The 24,106-nt window shown below is 44.7% G+C and carries 22 protein-coding genes; all 22 read left to right on the top strand.

Translation table 11 applies throughout. The features are described from left to right. Nucleotides 1-13: 13 nt before the first annotated feature. Complete coding sequence (gene flhA / locus M3221_RS03885; protein ID WP_251270227.1) at nucleotides 14-2,050, top strand: flagellar biosynthesis protein FlhA; 2,037 nt, start codon at nucleotides 14-16, stop codon at nucleotides 2,048-2,050. After that, a complete protein-coding gene (gene flhF, locus M3221_RS03880) occupies nucleotides 2,047-3,162 on the top strand; it encodes a flagellar biosynthesis protein FlhF (RefSeq protein ID WP_251270226.1) in 1,116 nt (371 codons plus the stop codon). Before flhA ends, flhF begins: the two co-directional genes overlap by 4 nt. Beyond that, the gene (locus M3221_RS03875) at nucleotides 3,159-4,043 is read left to right on the top strand and encodes a MinD/ParA family protein (RefSeq protein WP_251270224.1); all 885 of its coding nucleotides are present in this window, start codon (nucleotides 3,159-3,161) and stop codon (nucleotides 4,041-4,043) included. Before flhF ends, M3221_RS03875 begins: the two co-directional genes overlap by 4 nt. 2 nt (nucleotides 4,044-4,045) lie before the next feature. Then, the gene (locus M3221_RS03870; RefSeq protein WP_251270223.1) at nucleotides 4,046-5,137 is read left to right on the top strand and encodes a protein-glutamate methylesterase/protein-glutamine glutaminase; all 1,092 of its coding nucleotides are present in this window, start codon (nucleotides 4,046-4,048) and stop codon (nucleotides 5,135-5,137) included. 6 nt (nucleotides 5,138-5,143) lie between these two features. Next, the gene (locus M3221_RS03865) at nucleotides 5,144-7,183 is read left to right on the top strand and encodes a chemotaxis protein CheA (protein ID WP_251270222.1); all 2,040 of its coding nucleotides are present in this window, start codon (nucleotides 5,144-5,146) and stop codon (nucleotides 7,181-7,183) included. 13 nt (nucleotides 7,184-7,196) lie between these two features. Further along, nucleotides 7,197-7,634 (top strand): chemotaxis protein CheW, encoded by a 438-nt coding sequence (locus tag M3221_RS03860; protein WP_251270221.1) that lies wholly within the window; start codon nucleotides 7,197-7,199, stop codon nucleotides 7,632-7,634. Nucleotides 7,635-7,644: 10 nt separating this feature from the next. Next, nucleotides 7,645-8,286 carry a chemotaxis protein CheC gene (locus M3221_RS03855; protein ID WP_251270220.1) on the top strand — a complete coding sequence of 214 codons (642 nt, stop codon included), beginning with the start codon at nucleotides 7,645-7,647 and terminating at the stop codon, nucleotides 8,284-8,286. Further along, complete coding sequence (locus tag M3221_RS03850) at nucleotides 8,276-8,776, top strand: chemotaxis protein CheD (protein WP_251270219.1); 501 nt, start codon at nucleotides 8,276-8,278, stop codon at nucleotides 8,774-8,776. The genes M3221_RS03855 and M3221_RS03850 overlap by 11 nt, the downstream gene beginning before the upstream one ends. Nucleotides 8,777-8,903: 127 nt before the next feature. Beyond that, the gene (locus M3221_RS03845; RefSeq protein WP_251270218.1) at nucleotides 8,904-9,665 is read left to right on the top strand and encodes a FliA/WhiG family RNA polymerase sigma factor; all 762 of its coding nucleotides are present in this window, start codon (nucleotides 8,904-8,906) and stop codon (nucleotides 9,663-9,665) included. A gap of 25 nt (nucleotides 9,666-9,690) precedes the next feature. Then, nucleotides 9,691-9,822: a hypothetical protein gene (locus M3221_RS26230; protein ID WP_285878955.1), complete on the top strand. Its 132-nt coding sequence runs from the start codon at nucleotides 9,691-9,693 to the stop codon at nucleotides 9,820-9,822. Further along, nucleotides 9,819-9,983, top strand: a complete 165-nt coding sequence (locus M3221_RS03840; RefSeq protein WP_251270217.1) for a hypothetical protein — start codon at nucleotides 9,819-9,821, stop codon at nucleotides 9,981-9,983. Before M3221_RS26230 ends, M3221_RS03840 begins: the two co-directional genes overlap by 4 nt. Nucleotides 9,984-9,992: 9 nt before the next feature. Then, nucleotides 9,993-10,469 carry a DUF6115 domain-containing protein gene (locus M3221_RS03835; protein WP_251270216.1) on the top strand — a complete coding sequence of 159 codons (477 nt, stop codon included), beginning with the start codon at nucleotides 9,993-9,995 and terminating at the stop codon, nucleotides 10,467-10,469. A gap of 145 nt (nucleotides 10,470-10,614) precedes the next feature. Continuing rightward, entirely contained in the window at nucleotides 10,615-11,367 is a 753-nt protein-coding gene (rpsB, locus tag M3221_RS03830; RefSeq protein ID WP_050181424.1) for a 30S ribosomal protein S2, read from the top strand. Nucleotides 11,368-11,471: 104 nt separating this feature from the next. After that, nucleotides 11,472-12,353, top strand: a complete 882-nt coding sequence (tsf, locus tag M3221_RS03825; RefSeq protein WP_251270215.1) for a translation elongation factor Ts — start codon at nucleotides 11,472-11,474, stop codon at nucleotides 12,351-12,353. 91 nt (nucleotides 12,354-12,444) lie between these two features. Beyond that, nucleotides 12,445-13,167, top strand: coding sequence for a UMP kinase (gene pyrH / locus M3221_RS03820; RefSeq protein WP_251270214.1), 723 nt, complete (start codon nucleotides 12,445-12,447; stop codon nucleotides 13,165-13,167). Between the two features lie 17 nt (nucleotides 13,168-13,184). Next, nucleotides 13,185-13,727: a ribosome recycling factor gene (gene frr, locus M3221_RS03815; protein ID WP_255821970.1), complete on the top strand. Its 543-nt coding sequence runs from the start codon at nucleotides 13,185-13,187 to the stop codon at nucleotides 13,725-13,727. Nucleotides 13,728-13,844: 117 nt separating this feature from the next. After that, nucleotides 13,845-14,606, top strand: a complete 762-nt coding sequence (locus M3221_RS03810) for an isoprenyl transferase (protein ID WP_251270213.1) — start codon at nucleotides 13,845-13,847, stop codon at nucleotides 14,604-14,606. A gap of 24 nt (nucleotides 14,607-14,630) precedes the next feature. Next, nucleotides 14,631-15,422 carry a phosphatidate cytidylyltransferase gene (locus M3221_RS03805; RefSeq protein ID WP_251270212.1) on the top strand — a complete coding sequence of 264 codons (792 nt, stop codon included), beginning with the start codon at nucleotides 14,631-14,633 and terminating at the stop codon, nucleotides 15,420-15,422. 13 nt (nucleotides 15,423-15,435) lie between these two features. Beyond that, the gene (locus tag M3221_RS03800; RefSeq protein ID WP_251270211.1) at nucleotides 15,436-16,581 is read left to right on the top strand and encodes a 1-deoxy-D-xylulose-5-phosphate reductoisomerase; all 1,146 of its coding nucleotides are present in this window, start codon (nucleotides 15,436-15,438) and stop codon (nucleotides 16,579-16,581) included. A 20-nt stretch (nucleotides 16,582-16,601) separates the two neighbouring features. After that, a complete protein-coding gene (gene rseP, locus M3221_RS03795; RefSeq protein WP_251270210.1) occupies nucleotides 16,602-17,861 on the top strand; it encodes an RIP metalloprotease RseP in 1,260 nt (419 codons plus the stop codon). Nucleotides 17,862-17,889: 28 nt separating this feature from the next. Next, the gene (locus M3221_RS03790) at nucleotides 17,890-19,596 is read left to right on the top strand and encodes a proline--tRNA ligase (protein ID WP_251270209.1); all 1,707 of its coding nucleotides are present in this window, start codon (nucleotides 17,890-17,892) and stop codon (nucleotides 19,594-19,596) included. Between the two features lie 59 nt (nucleotides 19,597-19,655). Then, on the top strand, nucleotides 19,656-23,966 hold the full coding sequence (locus M3221_RS03785; RefSeq protein WP_251270208.1) for a PolC-type DNA polymerase III: 4,311 nt from the start codon (nucleotides 19,656-19,658) through the stop codon (nucleotides 23,964-23,966). Nucleotides 23,967-24,106: the final 140 nt, after the last annotated feature.

Raw genomic sequence — 24,106 nt, 5'->3', positions numbered from 1 at the left:
GGGAGAGAAAAAAATGAAAGCAAGAGACCTCTCGGTTTTACTAAGCGTGATCTTAATCGTTGCCATGCTGATCGTTCCATTGCCAACATGGCTGTTAAGTGTGCTCATCATTATGAATATCTCTCTTGCGCTTCTCGTTTTGCTCATCTCCATGAACATGAAAGAAGCGCTGGAGTTTTCTGTGTTTCCGTCGCTCCTTTTATTGTTGACGTTATTCCGGCTTGGCCTGAATGTGTCGACAACGCGTTCCATATTGAGTCACGGCGAAGCTGGGGGCGTTGTCGAGACATTCGGGACATTCGTAGTTGGCGGTAATGTTGTAGTAGGGATGGTTATTTTCGTTATTCTGGTTATCATCCAGTTTGTTGTCATTACAAAAGGAGCCGAGCGTGTATCAGAAGTGGCAGCCCGGTTTACACTCGATGCCATGCCGGGAAAACAGATGAGTATTGATGCCGATTTGAATGCTGGGATGATTTCTGAAGCCCAGGCACGTGAGCGCCGGGAAAAAGTCAGCCGTGAAGCCGATTTTTACGGTGCGATGGATGGGGCAACAAAGTTTGTTAAAGGAGATGCGATTGCCGGTATTATTATGGTTATCATTAACTTAATTGTCGGCATGGTCATCGGTGTGATGCAGCAGGATCTATCTTTTGCTGAATCGGCAGCCCGTTATTCTCTTTTAACGGTTGGGGATGGAATCGTTTCACAAGTGCCAGCACTGCTTATTACAACCGCAACGGGTATTGTTGTGACTCGTGCAGCTTCTAACGGAAATTTAGGAGAAGAAATTACCGCACAGCTTTTACGTTATCCTTCTATGCTGTATATCGCAGCAGGAACGATTTTTCTGTTAGGCATCGCTACGCCTATTACAGATCTGTTAACTATTCCTATTGCAGCCGGTCTTGCATACGGCGGCTATAGGATGAACCGGGTACCGAAACCAGATCTGGAGGATCCGGTGCCGTCTGAAGAAGAAACAGAAATGGAAGAGTTAAAAAGTCCAGAATCTGTGGTGAACCTTTTAACCGTAGACCCGATTGAATTTGAATTTGGGTATGGCTTAATTCCGCTCGCCGATACAAATCAAGGCGGAGATTTGCTTGATCGTATCGTAATGATCAGGCGCCAGCTGGCACTTGAGCTCGGCCTGGTTATTCCGGTTGTCCGCATCCGGGATAATATTCAGCTTCAGCCAAATGAATACCGTATGAAAATCAAGGGCAGTGAAGTGGCAGGCGGGGAACTGCTGCTGGATCATTATCTGGCAATGAGCCCTGGTGAAGAAGATGATTTAGTAGAAGGCATTGACACGATCGAGCCATCATTCGGCCTTCCGGCAAAATGGATTACGGAAGATGCAAAGGAGCAGGCAGAAATCTTCGGCTATACCGTTGTTGATCCGCCAAGTGTTGTGTCCACTCATTTAACGGAAACGATTAAAAAGTATGCAAACGAACTTTTAGGGCGCCAGGAAACCCAGCAGTTAATCGACCATTTAAAAGAAACATATCCGATTTTAGTAGATGAAGTAACGCCAAATCCGCTTTCTGTCGGAGAAGTACAAAAAGTACTGTCAAAGCTGTTAAAAGAAAACTTATCTATCCGTAATCTGCCGATCATATTTGAAACCCTGGCTGATTATGGGAAAATGACTTCAGACACCGATTTGCTGACAGAGTATGTAAGGCAGGCGCTTGCCCGTCAAATTACCATGCAGTTTGCAGATGAGAGCGGGTCATTGAACGTTATTACGCTGTCAGGAAGAATTGAAAAACTGATTGCAGATGGTGTACAGCAAACCGAACATGGAAACTATTTATCTATCGATCCAAATGATTCACAGCGTATTTTAGAAGCGACGGCTCAGCAGGTTGAACAAGCATCTTTTATGCAGCAATCGCCTGTTATTCTTTGTTCTCCTGCTATTCGGATGTATGTACGGCAGCTTTTAGAGCGTTATTTTCCACAAATACCGGTGCTGTCTTATAATGAGCTTGAACCAAGTGTGGAAGTGCAAAGTACAGGGGTGGTGACCATCGAATGAAAGTAAAAAAATATCTTGCGCCTTCTATGCCGGAAGTGATGAAAAAAGTCAGAGCAGAATTGGGAGCCCAGGCCGTTATTTTGCAGTCAAGAACGGTTTACTCGGGTGGAATTTTCGGCTTGTTTAAGAAAAAAAACATTGAGGTGGTGGCAGCAGTTGATCCTGCGGCCGCTGCTTTTCCTGCGCAGCCGGAAGTAAAGCGGCCGGCTTTGCAGGAAAAGCCGGCTTCCATAGTTTCCGAAGAGTTAAAAAATGAAATGAATGATATGAAAAAAATGATTCAGGACCTTCAAAGATCAACCGCTTCTTCTGCTTTGTATCCGGATATGCTGCAGCCGGCTATCGATCAATTAAAGCGGCATGGAATAGCGAAAGAATGGATTGACCAAACGGCTTCCTACTTATTCGAAAAATGGCATACCGAAAAAGAAACAGCCACAGCCCGGCAAATAAGGGAGTGGACACTTCTTTATTTAAAAAGCTGTCTGCCGGATTCCGGCTCATCAAACAAAGCAGGAGTAAAGTTTTCTTATTTACTCGGTCCGACGGGAGTGGGAAAAACCACAACCATTGCAAAGCTTGCTTCAAAGCAGGTGCTTGATTTCAATCGAAAAGTAGCTTTTATTACAACAGATACATACCGGATTGCAGCCATCGAGCAGCTGAAAACGTATTCCGGGCTTTTAAATGCACCAATGAAAGTAGCTTATTCAAGAGAAGACATGAACCAGTGTATGCAGGAATTGAGCTCGGCTGACGCTGTTTTTATTGATACAGCAGGACGCAACTATCTTGATGGTCAGTATGTGGCGGATCTTCGGCCTTTGATCATGCAGCGTCCCGAAGAATCTGCTTATTTCCTCGTATTAAGTGCAACAGCGAAAGAAGAAGATTTACATGCTATTATTCAAAATTTCTCATCTTTACGAATAGATGGATTTATTTTCACAAAGGTTGATGAAACAAAAACAAAAGGGGCTCTCCTTAATTTAATGCATACGTATAACCGGCATACTGCTTTCGTTTCCAATGGTCAAAATGTACCAGATGACTTGATCGAACTTTCGACGGAACAATTAGTAAATTACATTTTCGAGGACTGGAAAGCATGAAAGACCAAGCGGAACTGCTTCGTCAAAAAATGATGCAAAAATCAGTCCAGTCAAGGCCTTATAATCAAAAAGTAGCTCGAACGCTGGCCATTGTCAGCGGCAAGGGCGGTGTTGGAAAAACAAACATTTCTGTTAATTTAGCGGTCGGGCTTGCAAAAATAAATAAAAAAGTTTTGCTATTTGATATGGACATTGGTATGGGTAATATTTATCATTTAATTAATGGCAACCCCTCATTATCGATTGTTGATTTTTTTGAAAGGGACTTTCCGCTTGCTCAGCTTATTCAAGCTGGACCTGAGGGGCTTTCCTACATTCACGGGGGTTCTGCTTTTTCGTCCCTGTTCGAATGGAAAGAAGCTTATCAAGAAAAATGGATTTTAGGACTTCAGTCACTGATAGCGGAATTTGACTTTCTCCTTTTCGACATGGGAGCAGGAGCTACAAAAGAAAGCTTAAATATTCTCCAAGCGGTTGATGAAGTATTGACAGTTACGACACCTGAACCAACTGCTATGACGGATGCGTACTCTATGATGAAATTTATTCACATGCGCGATCCGCAAAAAATCTTTTATTTAATTTGTAACCGCGTGGAATCAAGAAAAGAAGGTCAGGAAACTGCTGGGCGTTTGGGCAGTACCATGCATCGGTTTTTAAATGTAAAGCCCGTTTTTCTTGGAGCCATTCCGGAAGATTCCGCAGTGAGAAAAGCAGTGAAAATGGGACAGCCATTTCTTCTCTCCTTTCCAAAAGCAAAAATCTCATTTTCTTTTGAGCAAATTGTGCATCAATACGCAGAGGAGCCAAAGGAAACCTTCAAGGAAGGGTCCCGTTTTATAAGTAAGCTACGCCGCTTCTTTACAGAAAGAGGAGGGTAAGAATGAACGCAAAAAAAGTTCTCGTAGTGGATGACTCCGCTTTTATGAGAAAGTTGATTTCCGAGTTTTTATCTGAACATCCTCAGCTTGAAGTGATAGCTTTTGGCCGAAATGGCCGAGATGGTGTAAAAAAAGCACTGGAGCTTAAACCAGATGTGATCACTCTTGATATTGAAATGCCGGAAATGGATGGGCTGGAGGCTTTAAAAGCCATTATGGAAAAGCAGCCGTGTCCAGTGGTGATGTTATCGAGTCTAACAAAAGAAGGAACGGAAACAACACTGAAAGCGATTGAGCTTGGCGCAGTTGATTTTATTGCAAAACCATCAGGAACGATCTCGCTTGATCTTCACAAAATTAAAGATATCCTGATTGAAAAAGTACTGGGTGCATCAAAAGCAAACATCAGTATGAAGCCCGCTATATTAAAAAAACCTGCTATTATTTCCCCTCCGGCTGAGAGCGAATATACAGAGACAAACACTGTGCGTCCCCAGGTTCGCAGCAAAAAAATGAATAAACTGGTTTTGATTGCGACTTCTACTGGAGGGCCGCGCGCCTTGCAGCATGTAGTGACTAAACTTCCAGCCTCGCTTCCGGCTCCGGTTGTGATTGTTCAGCACATGCCGCCTGGTTTTACAAAGTCTTTGTCAGACAGGCTTAATTCACTATCCGAAATTCGAGTGAAAGAAGGCGAAGATGGTGAAATTCTGCAAAATGGCACAGTGTATATCGCACCGGGTGGAAAGCATCTGCGCTTGAAAAAAACAGGGACATCGACCGTTATTGCATTAGATGAATTGCCGCCGGAAGGCGGACACCGTCCTGCAGCCAATGCAACATTCCGTTCTGCGGCCGCTATACATGACCTTGAAAAAACAGCAGTTATTATGACTGGGATGGGGTCGGATGGATCAGAAGGGCTTATTACATTAAAAGAAACCGGAACTGTGAAGGCCATTGCGGAAGCGAAAGAAACATGTGTAGTATATGGAATGCCAAAAGCGGCCATTGCCACACACCTTGTTGATGATGTAGTGCCGGTTGACGAGATTGCTTCAGCCATTGTTAAGTACGTATACAATAAGAGGTGAACACGTATGGATACAAATCAGTATTTAGAAATTTTTATTGATGAAAGCAAAGAACACCTTCAAGCGATGAGTGAGCATTTGCTTGAATTAGAGAAGGATCCGGACAATATCACGATTGTGAATGAAATTTTCCGCTCCGCCCATACGTTAAAAGGGATGTCTGCAACGATGGGATATGAAGATTTGGCCAATTTAACCCACAAATTGGAGAACGTCCTTGACGCGATTCGTAACCATCAACTATCTGTGTCCTTGGAAATAATGGATACGGTTTTTTCTTCTGTAGATGACCTTGAAGCAATGGTAGAAGATATTGCGGCAGGAGGAGATGGCAAAAGGGACGTTTCCACTATTGTAGAAAAACTTCTGATTATTGAACAGGGAGAAGCGGCAGCAGCCGTTGAAGCTCCCGAGGCTCCCACGGCTTCCCAGCCCGCAGCCGCCCTTTCATATGACGAGTTTGAATGGACAGTGATTAATCAATCAAAAGAGCAGGGATTCACTTGTTTGGAGATCGCCGTTTCACTTCGACCGGATTGTGTATTAAAAGCCGCACGTGTATTTATGGTGTTTGAGGTGCTTGAGAAATCCGGAGAAGTCATCAAAAGCTCTCCTTCCTCTGAGCAGCTGGAAGAAGAAAAATTTGATGAAACCTTTACGGTCACGCTTATTACAAAAGAACCGGCAGGCGATATTGGAGAAAAAATAAAGAAAGTGTCTGAAGTAGAGCAAGTGCAGGTAACAGAAATTACTTCTGTAACCGAGCCGGAAATGAAGCCCGCTTCCTCCCCGCCTGCAGCGCCTCAGCCAAAACTTGACAGTGCTGCACAGGAAACAGCTAAGAAACAGCCGGCAGAGGCAGAAAAGAGCGAAGCCAAATCGCCGAAGCAGGCTGCCTCTAATAAAACCATTCGGGTAAACATTGAGCGTCTTGATATTTTAATGAACTTATTTGAAGAGCTTGTGATTGACCGGGGACGGCTTGAATCTATTTCAGCAGAGTTAAACCATACCGAGCTGAATGAAACTGTAGAACGCATGTCACGTATTTCAGGCGACTTGCAAAATATTATCTTAAACATGCGCATGGTTCCGGTAGAAACAGTGTTCAACCGTTTTCCAAAGCTGGTCCGTCAATTATCACGGGATTTAGGAAAGCAAATCAACTTGGAAATTGTCGGTGCGGAAACAGAACTTGACCGTACGGTGATCGATGAAATTGGCGATCCACTCGTTCATTTAATTCGGAATGCGGGAGATCACGGAATCGAGATGCCGGAAGTCCGTCTTTCAAAAGGCAAACCGGCTGAAGGAACGATTAAGCTGAAAGCGTACCATAGCGGCAACCATGTATTTATTGAAATTGAAGATGACGGGGCCGGGATCAATAAAGACCGCGTTCTTCAAAAAGCGCTTGATAAAGGAATCGTAACAGAAGAGCAGGCACTAGGAATGACAGACCGCCAGATTTTTGAGCTCATTATGGCATCTGGTTTCTCAACAGCTGAAGTGATTTCTGATTTATCAGGACGCGGCGTAGGGTTGGATGTTGTGAAAACGACCATTGAATCGCTGGGCGGCTCCATTACGATCGATTCTCAAGAAGGAGCAGGCTCCATCTTCTCCATTCAGCTGCCGCTGACACTATCGATTATTTCTGTTATGCTCGTCGAAGTGGAAAAAGAAAAATATGCCATTCCTTTGTCTTCTATTATCGAAACGGCGATTGTCAAAAAAGAAGATATTATGCATGCGCATAACCAGCAGGTCATTGATTTCCGTGGAAAGGTAGTACCTCTTTTGTTTTTAGAGGATATTTTCTCTGTGCCGCATGAAGAAGATGACGACCGTTTTTACTCTGTTGTCCTCGTCCGCAAAGGGGAAAAGATGGCTGGATTAGTGGTAGATTCATTTATCGGACAGCAGGAAGTAGTGCTTAAATCACTCGGAAACTACTTATCAAATGTTTTTGCGATCTCCGGCGCGACTATACTCGGAGACGGACAAGTAGCGCTGATTGTAGATTGCAATGCGCTGATTAAATAAGGAGGTGCATCAAATGAGTGAAACCCTTGCATCTGAAACAGTAAAAGTGATAGCTTTTCAGCTGGTAGATAAAGAATATGCACTTCCCGTTCACCAGGTTTACTCTATTGAGAAGTTAATGCATATTACACGTGTCCCGGGAACAGTTCCTTTTGTGAAAGGGGTTATTAATTTAAGAGGGGTTGTAACGCCGATTATTGACCTTCGCAGCCGTTTCGGTTTGTCGGATAAACAATATGATGAATCAACCCGTATTATTATTGCTTCTTTTGATGATATTGAGGTGGGACTGGTTGTAGACGGTGCCAACGACGTACTTGATATTCCGGTAGATGCCATTGAGCCTCAGCCCGAAGTGGTAGGCTCACTTGGAGATGAGTATATAACAGGTGTAGCAAAACTTGAAAAAAGGCTGCTTATTATGCTGAGCCTGCAGAAGATTTTCAACTAAGGCTGCTGCTATGAATTATATTGATAGAATTCAACCCATTCACCTTGATATTTTAAAAGAAGTAGGCAATATAGGAGCAGGTCATGCGGCGACGTCCCTTTCCACTTTATTAAACCGGAAAATTGATATGAAGGTCCCGAACGTCCGGATTGTTCCTTTTGCAGAGATGATGGAGCTAACCGGCGGCTCTGAAAAAGAAGTAGTCAGTGTGAGCTTGCGAATTGAAGGGGAAGCAGGCGGCAATATGTTTTTTATGCTGGCTGTTGAAGAAGCCGATCGTTTTATTCAAAAATTAATGGGTGACGAATCCTTTACATTCCGCGAACATGATACGCATACGATCGGCTTTTCTGCCATGCAGGAAATGGGCAATATTTTATCTGGTTCATACTTGTCTGCTTTGGGAGATTTTACACAGCTCAAGCTGCAGCCTTCCGTACCAGAACTGGCGGTGGATATGTTTGGCGCAATCATTAGCTATGGGCTGCTTGAGATCTCTCAATACAGCGATTATACCATCGTCATTGATACGATTTTAACTGAAACGGATGAAGGAGACGTTGAAACGGTCAAAGGCCATTTCTTTCTTTTTCTGTCACCGGATTCTTTTCCTATTTTGTTTAAAGCGCTTGGTGCAGGCTATGATAAATAAAATAGGTGAAATCATCAAAGTCGGTATCGCAGACATGAATATCGTCAAGCCGCCGAATATGATTCGAACTTCCGGGCTCGGCTCCTGTGTCGGGGTTGTTCTTTACGATGAAGTGTCACACATAGCGGGAATGGTCCATGTGATGCTTCCGGATTCCAATCTTGCAAAAGCTGATATTAAAAATAAAGCCAAATTTGCCGATACGGGTATTCAAGCGCTAATTGCGGAGCTTGCAAAACAGGGGGTCCGTCCAGGTCGCCTGAAGGCGAAAATAGCGGGAGGCGCCCAGATGTTTCAATTTAAATCAGGTTCTGATTTAATGAAAATCGGCCCCCGGAATGTAGCTGCTGTAAAAGAACAGCTGCAAAAAGCCCATATTCCTATTCTTTCAGAAGATACCGGCGGCAGCAGCGGCAGAACGATTGAATTCGATCCAATGACGTTTCTTTTGCATATTCGGACAGTTAATAAGGGAGAACAAAAGATTTAATTTGAGCGAGCAGCGGACGGATGTCCGCTGCTTTTTAGTGTATATTGTTGGCAAAAGAAATACTTTTCATTAGAATAAAAGAAAGACTTGCAGCGTGTTGTAGTCGTACGCCGGAAGGAGAGGTTCAATGGCACGAAAAATGCCTGAAGATGAGCAAAAACTATGGGAAAGATGGAAGCAGGAACAGCATCCCGATGCTGGAGATGCACTGGTAGCTCGTTATATGCCGCTTGTCACATTTCATTGTCGGCGTATTGGAGCAGCTCTCCCAAAAACAGTAAGCAGGGAAGAAATAGCGAGCTATGGAATGACAGGGCTTTACGATGCTCTGCTGAAGTTTGAACCATCACGAGATTTAAAGTTTGACACCTATGCTTCTTTTCGGATCCGTGGCGCCATTTTAGACGGTCTCAGAAAAGAGGACTGGCTGCCGCGGGCAACGAGAGAAAAATCCAAAAAAATTGAAGCAGTTTCTTCAATGCTTGAACAGAAATACTTACGTGCGGCTACACCCGAAGAGGTAGCCGACGAACTTGGCATGTCTGTGGCCGACATTCAAGATACAATGGCGGAACATTTTTTTTCTCATGTACTGTCTATGGATGAACAGGCGCAGGATCCTGATCAGCCGGAAGCAGGAGGGTTTGTACTGAAAGACCCGCGCACCAAAACACCTGAGGAGGAAATGGTCAAGCAGGAGCAGATTCAAGAGCTGTCCTCGCAAATCAAAAAGTTAACAGATAAAGAGCAGCTGGTGATTGATCTCTTTTATAAAGAAGAATTGACGCTTACGGAAATTGGCGAGGTATTAAACTTATCCACTTCACGTATCTCACAAATCCATTCAAAAGCTCTTTTTAAGTTGAAGCAGCAGCTCTTAAAGCATTAAATATGAATGCAGAGGGGGCTGGTAAATGGATTTTAAATCAATTGAAATGCAGGTGGCGCTTCCACGTACATTTGAAGGAGCAAAGCCGGCTCAAGACCACCAGCAGACCTTTTTTGCTGCCCAGCAGCTATACAGCATAAAGCCGTCAAAGAAATGAAGTGGAAAGGGACGGTGGCAGCTGAGAGTCATCAAAGCAACAAAACAGGCGGGCAGGGTGGCGAAGAGCAGCAAAACAAACAGAAAAAGAAAAAAGAAATCCGCAAAAGATGGGATATGCCCATCCTTATAATAGGGAAGCAGATCGACTTTAGCGGGTAAGAGGGACGTATGACAATATTTTTAATCACCATTTCTTTTTTAATTCATGCGATGAGCTTATTTGCCCTGATTATCCTTTTCCAGCGGCAGAACAAAATCAGCGACTCGGAGAAAAAAGCAAAGCAGGCCGCAAAGGATATGGAAGAAATGATGACGGCCTTCCTAATAGAAATAAAAGAAGAAAATGAGCAGCTTATTGCGAAATTGGGAAGTATTCCTCCGGCAAAAAAATCAAATGCTAAAGACCCAGAACCCAGGGGAAAGCCACTGCCTCCGCTCATGCCTCGAAAAGCTGCGGCCAAAGCCTATACGGGGATAAAAACAGTCCAAGTAGAAAGGAATACAGAAAAGGAGGTGCCGCAGTCGAAAAAAATAGCGGATATGAAAGAGCAGGGAATGACAGAGGAACAAATCGCAAAAACGCTTCATATTGGGGTAACGGAAGTGCAGCTTGCACTTAAATTTAACAAAACTGAAGGAAAGTAGTTGCAGCCCCATATCGAATGTGTTATAGTAACTAACGGTGTTAATACACACGTCTTTTGATTCATCAGCCGGTGCCGTCTCAGACGGAAGCTGTGTGAGTGTGAGAAAGACGGAGGAAATCAAACCAAACAGGAGGAAACAAAACATGTCAGTAATTTCTATGAAGCAATTGCTTGAAGCAGGCGTTCACTTCGGTCACCAAACTCGCCGTTGGAACCCAAAAATGAAAAAGTACATTTTCCAAGAGCGTAACGGGATCTACATCATCGATCTTCAAAAAACCGTTCGCAAAGTGGAAGAAGCGTACAAATTTGTAAGAGAAGTTGCCGGTGACGGCGGTAAAATCTTGTTTGTTGGTACAAAAAAACAAGCACAAGATTCTGTAAAAGAAGAAGCAGAACGTTCAGGTATGTACTATGTAAACCAACGCTGGTTGGGTGGTACACTTACTAACTTCTCAACAATCCAAAAGCGTGTACAACGTTTGAAAAACATTGAAAAAATGCAAGAAGACGGTACATTCGAAGTACTTCCAAAGAAAGAAGTTGTTCAGCTTAAAAAAGAGCATGAGCGTCTTGTTAAATTCCTTGGCGGTATTCGTGATATGAAAGGTCTTCCTGATGCCCTATTCATTATCGATCCACGCAAAGAGCGTATCGCTGTTGCAGAAGCACGTAAATTGAACATTCCTATCGTAGGTATCGTTGATACAAACTGCGATCCGGATGAAATCGATTATGTAATTCCAGCGAACGATGATGCGATCCGTGCGGTTAAACTTCTAACAGGTAAAATGGCTGACGCTGTTCTTGAAGCGAAACAAGGCGAAGAAATCGCTGAAGAAGAAGTTCAAGAAGAAGTGCAAGAAGCTGAAACAGCAGAAGCAGCAGCTGAGTAATGAAACAGATAAAGGTGATAAGAGGGATACCCTTATCACCTTTTTTTAAAGAAAGAAACAATAAAACCGCATAGCGGTTCTACATATTTAAAGGAGGAACCAAAATGGCTATTACTGCACAAATGGTAAAAGAACTTCGTGAAAAAACAGGCGCAGGCATGATGGACTGCAAAAAAGCACTTGTTGAAACAAACGGTGATTTAGATCAAGCAATCGATTTCCTTCGTGAAAAAGGAATTGCAAAAGCAGCGAAAAAATCAGACCGTATTGCAGCTGAAGGTACAACATTTATTACAAGTGAAGGCGACACAGCTGTTCTTTTGGAAGTAAATGCAGAAACAGATTTCGTTGCAAAAAACGAAAACTTCCAAGTGCTTGTAAAAGAAATCGCAGCTCACCTATTAGCGAACAAGCCAGCTTCTGTTGAAGAAGCTCTTGCACAAACAATGGAAAACGGTAAAACAGTTGATATGTACATCAGCGAAGCAATCTCGAAAATCGGTGAAAAAATTACACTTCGCCGCTTTGAAATTCGTACAAAAGGCGAAAACGCTGCATTTGGTGAGTACCTGCACATGGGCGGCCGTATCGGCGTATTAGCTATTGTTGAAGGCACTACAGATGCTGCAGCAGCCAAAGATGTAGCAATGCATGCAGCTGCACTAAATCCAAAATATGTTTCACGCGACCAAGTTTCTGAAGAAGAAGTAGATCGTGAGCGTAAAGTATTAACAGAACAAGCGCTTAACGAAGGCAAACCAGAAAACATTGTTGCAAAAATGGTTGAAGGCCGTCTTGGCAAATTCTTTGAAGAAATCTGCATTTTGGATCAAAGCTTTGTTAAAGATCCAGATCAAAAAGTACGCCAGTTCCTTGAGTCTAAAGGAGCAACTTTAACTGAGTTCGTTCGTTACGAAGTGGGCGAAGGCTTAGAAAAGCGTCAAGATAACTTTGCAGAAGAAGTTATGAGCCAAGTTAAAAAATAATGATTCCGCATCCGCCGGTCGGAAAGGAATAAATGGAATCCCTTGCCGCTCTTGGTGAGGGATTTCATGTACATTACAGATGGAGGTCTACATGAGCCAGCCAAAGTATAAACGTGTTGTATTAAAATTAAGTGGTGAAGCATTAGCAGGTGAAGCAGGATTTGGGATTAACCCTGCTGTTATTCAATCTGTTGCAGAACAGGTAAAAGAAGTAAGCGAACTGGATGTGGAAGTGGCAGTTGTGGTAGGCGGCGGCAACATTTGGCGCGGCAAGATTGGCAGCGAAATGGGTATGGACCGCGCAACAGCGGATTATATGGGGATGCTTGCAACCGTGATGAATTCAATGGCGCTGCAGGACAGTCTGGAACAGCTCGGAATTGAAACACGCGTACAGACATCCATTGAAATGCGCCAGATTGCTGAGCCGTACATTCGCCGTCGTGCGATTCGTCATTTGGAAAAAGGTCGTGTTGTTATTTTTGCTGCGGGTACTGGAAATCCTTACTTCTCAACCGATACAACTGCTGCACTGCGTGCTGCTGAAATTGAAGCGGAAGTTATTTTAATGGCGAAAAACAACGTGGATGGCGTGTACAGCGCCGATCCAAAAGTAGACAAAGATGCGGTTAAATACTCAGAGTTGTCTTACCTAGATGTGATTAAGGAAGGACTTGCGGTTATGGATTCCACTGCTTCTTCTCTATGCATGGACAATGATATTCCGCTTGTTGTTTTCTCGGTTACGGAAAAAGGAAACATCAAACGCGTTGTACTTGGTGATAATATCGGAACAATCGTGAGGGGGAAATAAACGTGTCTCAAGAAGTAATGAATCAATCAAAAGAAAGAATGGATAAAGCGATCTCCGCATTTAATCGCGAGCTTGCTTCCATTCGTGCTGGACGCGCAAGCGCGAACGTGCTTGACCGTATTACAATTGATTATTACGGCGCGCCAACGCCAATTAACCAGCTTGCTTCTATCAACATTCCAGAAGCCCGCCTGTTAGTCATTACACCATATGATAAATCATCTATGGGTGATATTGAAAAAGCAATTTTAAAGTCAGACCTTGGTTTGACACCATCGAATGATGGTTCTGTGATTCGATTGAATTTTCCTGCTTTAACAGAAGAGCGCCGCAAAGAATTGGCCAAGCTTGTTAAAAAAGAAGCGGAAGAGGCAAAAGTAGCGATTCGCAATATTCGTCGTGACACGAACGATGATTTGAAAAAGGGCGAAAAAAATGGTGATCTAACTGAGGATGACCTTCGCGGCTACACAGAAGATGTTCAAAAACAAACGGACAATTATATCCGCAAAGTGGATGAAATTGCCAAGGAAAAAGAACAAGAGATCATGGAAGTGTAAAGAAAAAACCCTCTTGCTGGCAGGAGGGTTTCTTTTTTTGGATTTTATCGCTCCAATTACTACGAAAACAGCATCTATGGTAAAATAGGTTGGAAGAAGCGATATGGGGGATTTTGTATGGCACATAAACAGTGGTTTTGGCAATCAAAAAATGCAGGAGAGCCTGTGATTTCCGAAGAAGGGATTCCTGCGCATATTGCCATTATTATGGATGGGAACGGCCGCTGGGCAAAAAAAAGAGCGCTGCCCCGTATTGCCGGTCATAATGAGGGAATGAAAACGGTTCGGGAAATCACAAGGGCTGCAAATAAGCTTGGTGTTAAAGTGCTGACGCTTTATGCGTTCTCGACAGAAAACTGGAAGCGGCCTAAGCTTGAAGTTGATTTTTTAATGAAGCTTCCACAGGAGTTTCTCTCTACATTTTTGCCTGAACTAATGGAAGAAAACGTACGTGTAGAAATGATAGGTGATATCGAGCAGCTTCCTGCACACACAAGAAATGCTGTGCAAAATGCAATAAACCAAACAGCCGAAAATAATGGACTTATTCTTAATTTTGCCTTGAATTATGGCAGTCGAACAGAGCTTGTACAGGCTATGCGTTCTATGATAACAGATGTTCAGTCGGGAACATTATCGGAGCAGGATATAACAGATGCTACTGTTTCCCGCTATTTAATGACCAGCCATTTGCCAGAGCCCGACCTCCTCATTCGAACAAGCGGAGAGCATCGACTAAGCAACTTTATGTTATGGCAGCTGGCTTATACGGAATTTTTCTTTACGGACGTTTTATGGCCTGATTTTTCAGAAAAACATCTACTTGAGGCAGTAGCTTCATATCAAAAAAGATCAAGGCGGTTTGGCGGGTTGTCGTAATGGAATGATGGGGGATTAACAATCATGAAACAACGAATGATAACAGGAATAATAGCGGCAGCAGCATTTTTGCCAATCGTACTGATTGGGGGGCTGCCCTTTCTTATTCTTGTTTATGTAATGAGTGCGGCGGCTGTAATAGAAGCATTAAAAATGAAACAGATTTCGATTTTCTCCATACCGGGCCTGTTGTCGATTTTGCTCGTCTTTATTATGCTGATTCCGCAGAGCGACAGGGCGGACTGGCAATTCCTTGGCATGGAGAAGTTTGAATATCTTGGCTTATTCGTTTTGCTGTTTCTTGTTGTAACGGTCATGACGAAAAACCAATTTACGTTTGAAGATGCTGCTTATTGTATATTGCTGACACTTTATATCGGCTTTGGTTTCTATTATTTTATCGAAACGAGAGAAGCCGGCGGCGTTTTGTATGTCTTTTTTGCGCTGTTTATTACGTGGGCATCTGACTCGGGCGCATATTTTATTGGCCGCTCATTTGGAAAACGCAAGCTTTGGCCGGATATCAGCCCGAACAAAACAGTGGCCGGCTTTTACGGGGGAATTGGCTCGGCCGTAGTCGTTGCGGCAGTTTTTCTGCTGTTTCTTGATTTCCAGGCGCCGGCTCTGTGGGTACTCGTATCGGCAGCGATTCTGTCTGTAGCAGGCCAGGTGGGCGATTTGGCAGAATCCGCTCTGAAGCGGCATTATGGTGTAAAAGATTCAGGTAATCTGCTGCCAGGCCATGGTGGGATTTTAGACCGCACAGACAGCTGGCTGTTCGTGTTTCCGCTGTTGCACATGCTTCAACTATTGTAGGGAGATGAATGTAGTGAAAACGATAAGTTTATTAGGGGCAACCGGATCCATTGGTGTGCAGACTCTTGATATTATACGGAAGCATCCAGATTCTTTCCGGCTGGCGGCTTTTTCTGCAGGGAAAAACGAGGAAGCTGCTGAAAACATCATTCGAGAATTTGAGCCAGCGCTCGTCTCCGTTATCGAAAAAAATACAGCGGAACGCCTGCAGGCGAAGTTTCCGTCCGTACGCGTATTGTATGGAAAGGAAGGGCTTGAAGCAGCGGCAGTGGTTCCGGAAGCAGACACACTTGTAAACGCGGTGATTGGCAGTGTCGGCCTGGAGCCGACGCTTAAAGCGATAAAGGCGAAAAAAAACATCGCCATTGCCAATAAAGAAACGCTTGTTACAGCTGGACATATTGTAACAGAGGCCGCAAAGCAGGCGGGCGTTCATTTACTTCCAGTTGACAGTGAGCATTCAGCCATTTTTCAAAGCCTGCAGGGTGAACAGGAAAAAAATATCAGCCGGCTCATTTTAACAGCTTCAGGCGGAAGCTTCCGTGATAGAAAAAGGGAAGAGCTCGAAAAAGTAACCGTAGAAGAAACATTAAATCATCCAAACTGGTCTATGGGCGCGAAAATAACAGTCGATTCTGCTACAATGATGAATAAGGGGCTTGAAGTAATTGAAGCGCACTGGCTGTTTGGCCTGCCTTATGAACAAATTGATGTTATTTTGCACCGTGAAAGCATCATCCACTCGATGGTCGAGTTTCATGACCGGTCGGTGATGGCACAGCTTGGTTCACCTGATATGCGTGTGCCGATCCAGTATGCGCTCACTTGGCCGGACCGGCTGCCTCTTCCTGATACGGCTCAGTTGAATTTAGCCGAGATTGGCCGTCTTCATTTTCAAGAGATGGATTTTGACCGATACCGTATGCTTCATCTTGCGTACACAGCGGGACGCACAGGCGGAACGATGCCTGCCGTGATGAATGCGGCAAATGAAGAAGCGGTAGCTGCTTTTCTCGATCGGAAAATATCATTTTTGCAAATTGATGAAATGGTGGAGCGGACGATGGAGGGACATACACCTGTTCAATCACCAGAACTTGGGGCAGTGCTGGAGGCAGATGCTGAAGCCAGGGCGGCAGTACGCTCACTTTTATCATAAAAAAAGGTGGTTAGAAACGTTTGAATACCGTTATAGCGTTTATCGTTATCTTTGGATCGCTTGTTTTTTTCCATGAATTAGGCCACTTTCTCTTTGCTAAGCGGGCCGGTATTCTATGCCGTGAATTTGCGATCGGATTCGGTCCAAAAATATTTGCGCATAAAAAAGGAGAAACCGTTTATACGATCCGCCTGCTTCCGCTCGGAGGCTATGTACGCATGGCGGGTGAAGACCCGGAAACGACAGAACTGAAAGCCGGCCAGAGAATTGGCGTTGTTTTTAATGAAAAAGGCGAGGCGGTTAATTTAATTGTAAATGGCCGGGATCGCTTTAAAGATGCTCGCACGATTGAAATTGAAAAAGCGGATCTTGAGCATGGCTTAACGATCAGTGGATACGAAGAAGGCGAAGAAGAACTGCGCACTTATCCGGTACACCGTGAAGCTTTAATGACCGAAGACCAGTTAAGCACGCAAATTGCGCCGTATGACCGCCAATTTAATTCAAAAACGCTTCCGCAGCGTGCTATGGCTATTTTTGCCGGTCCTTTGTTTAACTTCATTCTCGCGTTCATTATTTTCGTAGTACTGGCCATGATTCAGGGAATTCCAACGGACGAGCCAAAGCTTGGTGAAGTGATTAACAATGGGGCAGCAGTTGAAGCCGGCCTGAAAGAAGGAGACCGTGTGATCTCCATTAATGGAGAAAACATGGGATCCTGGAAAGAAATCGTTACGGTTATTCAGGACAACCCAGGAAAAGAGTTAACTTTTGCCATCGATCGTAATGGGGAACAATTAACGATACCTGTTACGCCGGATAAAGAAACGGCAGAAGGCGAAACATTCGGCCGTATCGGCGTGTATAGTCCTTTTGAGCACTCTGTACTTGGCTCGTTCACGTACGGGGCCAAAGAAGTGTACGTTTGGACGAAGATGATCGTCAATATGCTTGGCACGATTGTAACGGGGCAGTTTTCGCTTGATATGCTGTCAGGGCCTGTCGGCATTTATGTTTCCACCGATACAGTCGCTCAGTCCGGCATTTTAAACCTGGCAAAATGGGCGGGTGTACTGAGCATAAATCTCGGAATTATGAATCTCCTGCCGCTTCCAGCTTTAGACGGCGGACGCCTGCTGTTTTTCTTGTATGAAGCGATACGTGGAAAGCCGGTAGACCGCCGCATGGAGGGTATGGTGCATTTTGTCGGCTTTGCGCTGCTTATGCTTTTGATGATTGTGGTTACATGGAATGATATTGAAAGATTCTTTTTACAGTAAATTATTATTTTAGTCGAGGTGCGATTGAATGAAACAAAGCAAAACGTTAATTCCAACGATGCGGGAAGTACCGGCTGATGCGGACGTAAAAAGCCATCAGCTGCTTCTTCGCGCCGGTTTTATCCGGCAAAATGCAAGCGGGATTTACAGCTATCTGCCGCTTGGCCAAAAAATGCTCCGCAAAGTAGAAGCGATTGTCCGTGAAGAAATGGATGCCGCAGGGGCAGTTGAACTTCTAATGCCGGCCCTGCAGCAGGCAGAGCTTTGGGAGGAGTCAGGACGCTGGCAGACTTATGGTCCGGAACTCATGCGTTTAAAAGATCGTCATTCACGCGACTTCGCACTCGGCGCAACCCATGAGGAAGTGATTACGTCTCTTATCCGGGATGAAATAAAATCATACAAGCGCCTGCCGCTGACTTTGTACCAAATTCAAACAAAGTTCCGTGATGAAAAACGACCACGGTTTGGCCTGCTTCGCGGCCGCGAATTTATTATGAAAGATGCATACTCCTTCCATGCTTCACAAGAGAGCCTGGACGAAGTATATGATCGTTTATTTGAAGCATATTCGAATATCTTCCGCCGCTGCGGATTGAATTTCCGGGCAGTTATTGCCGACTCAGGTGCAATGGGCGGAAAAGACACACATGAGTTTATGGTGTTGTCTGATATCGGTGAAGATACAATTGCGTATTCAGACACATCCGATTATGCAGCAAATGTCGAGATGGCGCCGGTTGCAGTCGTATATGAAAAAAGTGGTGAGGAACAAAAACCGCTTGAGAAAGTAGAAACACCTGATTCAAAAACGATTGAGACAGTCAGTGCGTTTTTGGATGTTTCGGCTGAGCAGTGCATTAAAACGCTTCTTTTTAACGTCGACGATGAAATGGTCGTTGTTCTTGCACGCGGAGATCATGAAATCAACGATATTAAATTGAAAAATGTCTTAAATGCCAAAACGGTCGAAATGGCGGATGAAGAAGCGGCCGTAAAATTATTTGGTGCTTCGTTCGGTTCGCTTGGTCCGGTCGGCCTTCCGGCTGATGTGAAAATACTGGCTGATAACGCCGTTCAATCGATGGTAAACATTGTGTGCGGGGCGAACGAAAATGGCTTTCATTATGTGAATGCCAATGCAGATCGTGATTTCCATGTAACAGAATTTGCAGATCTTCGCTTTATTTTAGAAGGTGATCCGTCTCCAGATGGAGAAGGAACAATTCAGTTTGCAAAAGGAATCGAAGTTGGCCACATCTTCAAGCTGGGCACGCGTTACAGTGAAGCAATGAACGCTGTGTATCTGGATGAAAACGGCCGGACACAGCCGATGATTATGGGCTGCTACGGTATCGGCGTTTCGCGTGTTCTTGCAGCAATGGCGGAACAGTACAATGATGAAAACGGCTTTGTATGGCCGCTAAATCTTACGCCATTTGATGTTCATGTGATTCCTGTCAATGTGAAAGACTCGGCGCAGACAGATGCAGCAAACGAAATCTATACGGCTCTTCGGGGTGCAGGTATGGATGTGCTGCTCGATGATCGTGCTGAACGTGCAGGGGTTAAGTTTACCGATAGTGATTTAATTGGTGTGCCTGTTCGTGTAACAGCAGGGAAAAAAGCTGCTGAAGGCATTGTTGAAATAAAAGTACGCCAGACAGGCGAAGTAGTAGAAGCGTCTGTTGAAGAAATCGTGCAAGCGGTACGCAGCTTGCAGGCTGCACTTTAAAAGAAAAAGGATGACCGGCTCGTGCCGCTCATCCTTTTCTGTGTAAGGGGGAAATAAAAATGAAGGAAGCATCAAGTGGACGGAGCCGCTTTTTAATCCTGCTGGACCAGCTTCGGCTAACAGAAGATGCAGTGGTCCGCCACTTTGAAGGAACCGAAATCAAAAAATTAACCGTATTAAAACAAGAAAAAAAGTGGCATTTTGTATTTGCGGCCCCAGCGCTGATTCCGTGTAATGTTCTCATGCGGTTTGCCGATGCGCTGTCTGCCACATTTGCCACATTTGCCTCGGTTACTTTCTCGATGGAAGTACAGGATCGTACATGTACACCGGAGCATATCATCGATTACTGGCCGTATTGCGTCCGCCAGCTTGAAGGCATGGCGCCTCCGCTTTTAGCGGCATTAAACGGGCAAAAACCGGAGGTATCGGGGACCAAGCTTGTGATCCGCACTCAAAATGAAATGGAAGGCATGGCGCTGAAAAACAAATATGGACGCCGCTTGTCCGAAGTGTATGAAAGTCTTGGATTTCCGCCGCTGACATTTGACATACAGGTTTCCCAAAACGAACGAAACGAAGAATATGAAAAGTTTTTAGAAGAAAAGCGTAAAGAAGATGCGGAACGGGCACGTCAGGCAGTCATCGATATGCAAAACCGGGCAAAAGAGCAGGGTGAGGCTCCGGAAGAATCCGGCCCTGTAACGATTGGTTATATGATCAAGCCGGATGCAGACTTTAAAAAGCTTGAAGAAATTGTTGATGAAGAGCGCCGGATTGCTTCAGAAGGGTATATCTTTGACGCAGAAACGAAAGAGCTGCGCAGCGGCCGTACGCTGCTTACTTTTAAGATTACCGATTACACGGACTCCTTAATGATCAAAATGTTTTCACGTGATAAAGAAGACGCTGCGATGTTTAACCGTATTAAAAAAGGCATGTGGGTACGTGTGCGGGGGTCTGTTCAAAATGACACCTTTGTCCGTGACCTCGTGATGATCGCCAATGATGTAAATGAAATTCGTTCCCCGATGCGGGAAGATACAGCAGAGGAAAAACGGGTGGAACTTCATCTTCATTCACCGATGAGCCAGATGGATGCCATAACTTCCATCAGCACATTAGTCGGGCAGGCAAAAAAATGGGGACATCCGGCTATCGCTATTACCGATCATGCAGTGGCTCAGTCGTTCCCGGAAGCATACAGTGCCGGAAAAAAACATGGTGTAAAAATTTTATATGGGATGGAAGCCAATCTCGTTAATGACGGTGTGCCGATCGCATACGAAGATGCCGACCGGGACCTTGCTACAGACACGTATGTGGTTTTTGACGTTGAAACGACGGGTCTTTCAGCAGTATACGATACGATTATTGAACTGGCCGCAGTCAAAATAAAAGACGGTGAAATTATCGACCGGTTTGAACGATTTGCCAACCCGCATCATCCGCTGTCTGCAACGACCATTGAACTGACCGGCATTACCGATGACATGGTACAAGATGCACCTGAGATAGACGAAGTGCTCCGTGATTTCAAAGAGTGGACCGGGGATGCCATCTTGGTTGCGCATAATGCGTCGTTTGATATGGGCTTTATTCAAACAGGCTACAAAAAGTATGCTATAGGCCGGACCTCAAATCCAGTGATTGATACACTGGAGCTGGCACGTTTACTGTACCCGGATATGAAAAATCACCGGCTGAACACACTGGCGAAAAAATTCGATGTAGAATTAACCCAGCATCACCGCGCGATTTACGATGCGGAAGCGACGGGATACATCCTGCTTAAATTGTTAAAAGAGGCAGATGAAAAAGGGATTAAGAAACATAACGAGTTCAATAACTTTATGGGGGAAGGCGGGGCCTATAAACGTGCACGCCCTTACCACTGTACGATTCTTGCCCAAAATGCAGAAGGGCTGAAAAATTTATTTAAGCTTGTGTCCCTCTCGCATATCAATTACTTTTACCGTGTGCCGCGCATCCCGCGGTCTGTTTTGCAAAAGCACCGCGGCGGCTTGCTGATTGGCTCCGGCTGCAACAAAGGGGAAGTATTTGAAGCGATGATGCAAAAAGGGATGGACGAAGCACGACAGGCTGCTGAGTTTTATGATTATTTAGAAGTGCAGCCGAAAGCCGTGAATGCGCCGCTGATTGAAATGGAGCTTGTACGTGATGAAGCAGGGCTTGAAGATATTATTCGAAACATCGTCACCATTGGAGAAGAACAAAACAAACTAGTTGCCGCAACCGGCAATGTTCATTATTTAAATGAAGAAGACAAAGTGTACCGCCACATTTTAATTTCATCTATGGGCGGAGCCAATCCATTAAATCGCCAGACGCTGCCGGACGTTCACTTCCGGACAACGAATGATATGCTTGACGCTTTTTCATTTTTGGGGAAAGAAAAAGCGCATGAGATCGTTGTGGCCAACACGAATAAGATCGCTGATATGATCGAAGAAGTCAAACCGATTAAGGACGATCTGTATACGCCGAAAATAGAAGGCGCTGACGAAGAAATGCGGGAAATGAGTTATGGCATGGCACGGAAGATTTATGGGGATGACCTGCCGGAAATTGTAGAAGCGCGGCTTGAAAAAGAATTAAAAAGTATCATCGGCCATGGATTCGCGGTTATTTACCTGATTTCACATAAGCTGGTGAAAAAGTCACTTGATGACGGTTACCTGGTTGGCTCACGCGGATCGGTCGGTTCGTCATTTGTTGCCACAATGACCGAAATAACAGAAGTAAATCCGCTGCCTCCGCACTATGTATGCTCATCGTGCAAAAAATCCGAGTTCTTTGATGATGGGTCGGTCGGCTCCGGATTTGACCTGCCGGATAAAGATTGTCCAAACTGCAAGATCCCCTACAAAAAAGACGGACATGATATTCCGTTTGAAACATTCCTTGGGTTTAAAGGGGACAAGGTGCCGGATATCGATTTGAACTTTTCCGGTGAGTATCAGCCGCGTGCGCATAATTACACGAAAGAGCTGTTTGGCGAGGATTATGTATTCAGGGCCGGCACCATTGGTACGGTAGCGGAAAAAACCGCCTACGGCTATGTGAAAAAGTATGCTGAAGAATATACGAAGCAATACCGGAGTGCCGAAGTAGACCGTCTTGTATCCGGATGTACGGGCGTTAAGCGGACAACCGGACAGCATCCAGGCGGTATTATTGTTGTGCCGGATTACATGGATATATACGATTTTTCACCGATTCAGTATCCGGCTGACTCTGATAAATCGGAGTGGAAAACGACCCATTTTGATTTCCATTCCATTCACGATAACCTGCTTAAGCTCGATATTCTCGGCCACGACGATCCAACGGTAATCCGGATGCTTCAGGATTTATCAGGCATAGATCCAAAAACGATTCCGACTGATGATCCTGAAGTAATGAAGATTTTCAGCGGCACTGAATCCCTCGGTGTAACGGAAGAACAAATTATGTGTAAAACCGGTACACTTGGTATTCCGGAATTTGGTACGCGGTTCGTCCGCCAGATGCTTGAAGAAACAAAACCAACTACATTCTCAGAGCTCGTTCAAATTTCCGGTTTGTCTCACGGAACGGATGTATGGCTCGGAAATGCGCAGGAACTGATTCAAAAAGGCATCTGCCAGCTGTCTGACGTAATCGGCTGCCGGGATGACATTATGGTCTATTTGATTTATCAAGGGCTTGAACCGGCTTTTGCTTTTAAAATCATGGAATCTGTCCGTAAAGGAAAAGGGCTGACGGAAGAAATGGAAGAAGAAATGCGCAAAAATGAAGTGCCGGAATGGTATATTGATTCATGTAAAAAAATCAAATACATGTTTCCGAAAGCGCACGCCGCCGCTTACGTTTTAATGGCCGTGCGGATCGCATACTTTAAAGTGCATTTGCCGCTTCTTTACTATGCTGCTTATTTTACGGTCCGTGCGGAAGACTTTGATATTGATGTGATGTCAAAGGGCTCCTCTGCGATCAAAGCACTGCTTCAGGAAATTAACGCAAAAGGGCTGGATGCATCACCGAAAGAGAAAAACTTGATGACGGTTCTTGAGCTGGCACTTGAGATGGTAGAGCGAGGCTTTACGTTCAAAAAAGTGGATTTATACCGTTCAAGCGCAGACGAATTTGTCATTGACGGCAATTCTCTTATTCCGCCGTTTAATGCGCTGCCGGGTCTTGGGACAAATGCGGCTAAAAATATTGTGGCGTCCCGTGAACACGGTGAGTTTTTATCCAAAGAGGATTTACAGCAGCGCGGCAAGGTTTCGAAAACCATTATGGAATACTTGGACAAAATGGGATGTCTCGATGCGCTGCCCGACCAAAACCAGCTGTCACTGTTTTGAGGCGCGTTTGCAAAAAGGGTGCATTTATGGTATCCTTACAGATGGAAATTGCATGATAACTCTCTTCGAAAGAGTGGGCCGCCCCCACTCTTTCGTGTTTGTTGCGGGGATGTTCCGAAACAAATTTTTTCATGCGGGAG

The sequence above is a fragment of the Domibacillus indicus genome (assembly GCF_023715895.1).
Taxonomy (GTDB): Bacteria; Bacillota; Bacilli; order Bacillales; family Domibacillaceae; genus Domibacillus; species Domibacillus indicus_A.
Note: the sequence above shows the minus strand (reverse complement) of the source record. Positions and strands in the feature narration are given on the sequence as shown.

Excerpts from the sequence above, each read along its gene's own strand:
- M3221_RS26230 (WP_285878955.1), top strand. The coding sequence starts at position 9,691 with ATGGATTTTAAATCAATTGAAATGCAGGTGGCGCTTCCACGTACATTT.
- flhF (WP_251270226.1), top strand. The coding sequence starts at position 2,047 with ATGAAAGTAAAAAAATATCTTGCGCCTTCTATGCCGGAAGTGATGAAA.
- M3221_RS03810 (WP_251270213.1), top strand. The coding sequence starts at position 13,845 with ATGGCACATAAACAGTGGTTTTGGCAATCAAAAAATGCAGGAGAGCCT.
- rpsB (WP_050181424.1), top strand. The coding sequence starts at position 10,615 with ATGTCAGTAATTTCTATGAAGCAATTGCTTGAAGCAGGCGTTCACTTC.
- M3221_RS03875 (WP_251270224.1), top strand. The coding sequence starts at position 3,159 with ATGAAAGACCAAGCGGAACTGCTTCGTCAAAAAATGATGCAAAAATCA.
- pyrH (WP_251270214.1), top strand. The coding sequence starts at position 12,445 with ATGAGCCAGCCAAAGTATAAACGTGTTGTATTAAAATTAAGTGGTGAA.
- M3221_RS03790 (WP_251270209.1), top strand. The coding sequence starts at position 17,890 with ATGAAACAAAGCAAAACGTTAATTCCAACGATGCGGGAAGTACCGGCT.
- M3221_RS03865 (WP_251270222.1), top strand. The coding sequence starts at position 5,144 with ATGGATACAAATCAGTATTTAGAAATTTTTATTGATGAAAGCAAAGAA.
- M3221_RS03870 (WP_251270223.1), top strand. The coding sequence starts at position 4,046 with ATGAACGCAAAAAAAGTTCTCGTAGTGGATGACTCCGCTTTTATGAGA.
- flhA (WP_251270227.1), top strand. The coding sequence starts at position 14 with ATGAAAGCAAGAGACCTCTCGGTTTTACTAAGCGTGATCTTAATCGTT.
- M3221_RS03785 (WP_251270208.1), top strand. The coding sequence starts at position 19,656 with ATGAAGGAAGCATCAAGTGGACGGAGCCGCTTTTTAATCCTGCTGGAC.
- M3221_RS03805 (WP_251270212.1), top strand. The coding sequence starts at position 14,631 with ATGAAACAACGAATGATAACAGGAATAATAGCGGCAGCAGCATTTTTG.
- M3221_RS03850 (WP_251270219.1), top strand. The coding sequence starts at position 8,276 with ATGATAAATAAAATAGGTGAAATCATCAAAGTCGGTATCGCAGACATG.
- frr (WP_255821970.1), top strand. The coding sequence starts at position 13,185 with ATGAATCAATCAAAAGAAAGAATGGATAAAGCGATCTCCGCATTTAAT.
- tsf (WP_251270215.1), top strand. The coding sequence starts at position 11,472 with ATGGCTATTACTGCACAAATGGTAAAAGAACTTCGTGAAAAAACAGGC.
- M3221_RS03840 (WP_251270217.1), top strand. The coding sequence starts at position 9,819 with ATGAAGTGGAAAGGGACGGTGGCAGCTGAGAGTCATCAAAGCAACAAA.
- M3221_RS03855 (WP_251270220.1), top strand. The coding sequence starts at position 7,645 with ATGAATTATATTGATAGAATTCAACCCATTCACCTTGATATTTTAAAA.
- M3221_RS03860 (WP_251270221.1), top strand. The coding sequence starts at position 7,197 with ATGAGTGAAACCCTTGCATCTGAAACAGTAAAAGTGATAGCTTTTCAG.
- M3221_RS03845 (WP_251270218.1), top strand. The coding sequence starts at position 8,904 with ATGGCACGAAAAATGCCTGAAGATGAGCAAAAACTATGGGAAAGATGG.
- M3221_RS03835 (WP_251270216.1), top strand. The coding sequence starts at position 9,993 with ATGACAATATTTTTAATCACCATTTCTTTTTTAATTCATGCGATGAGC.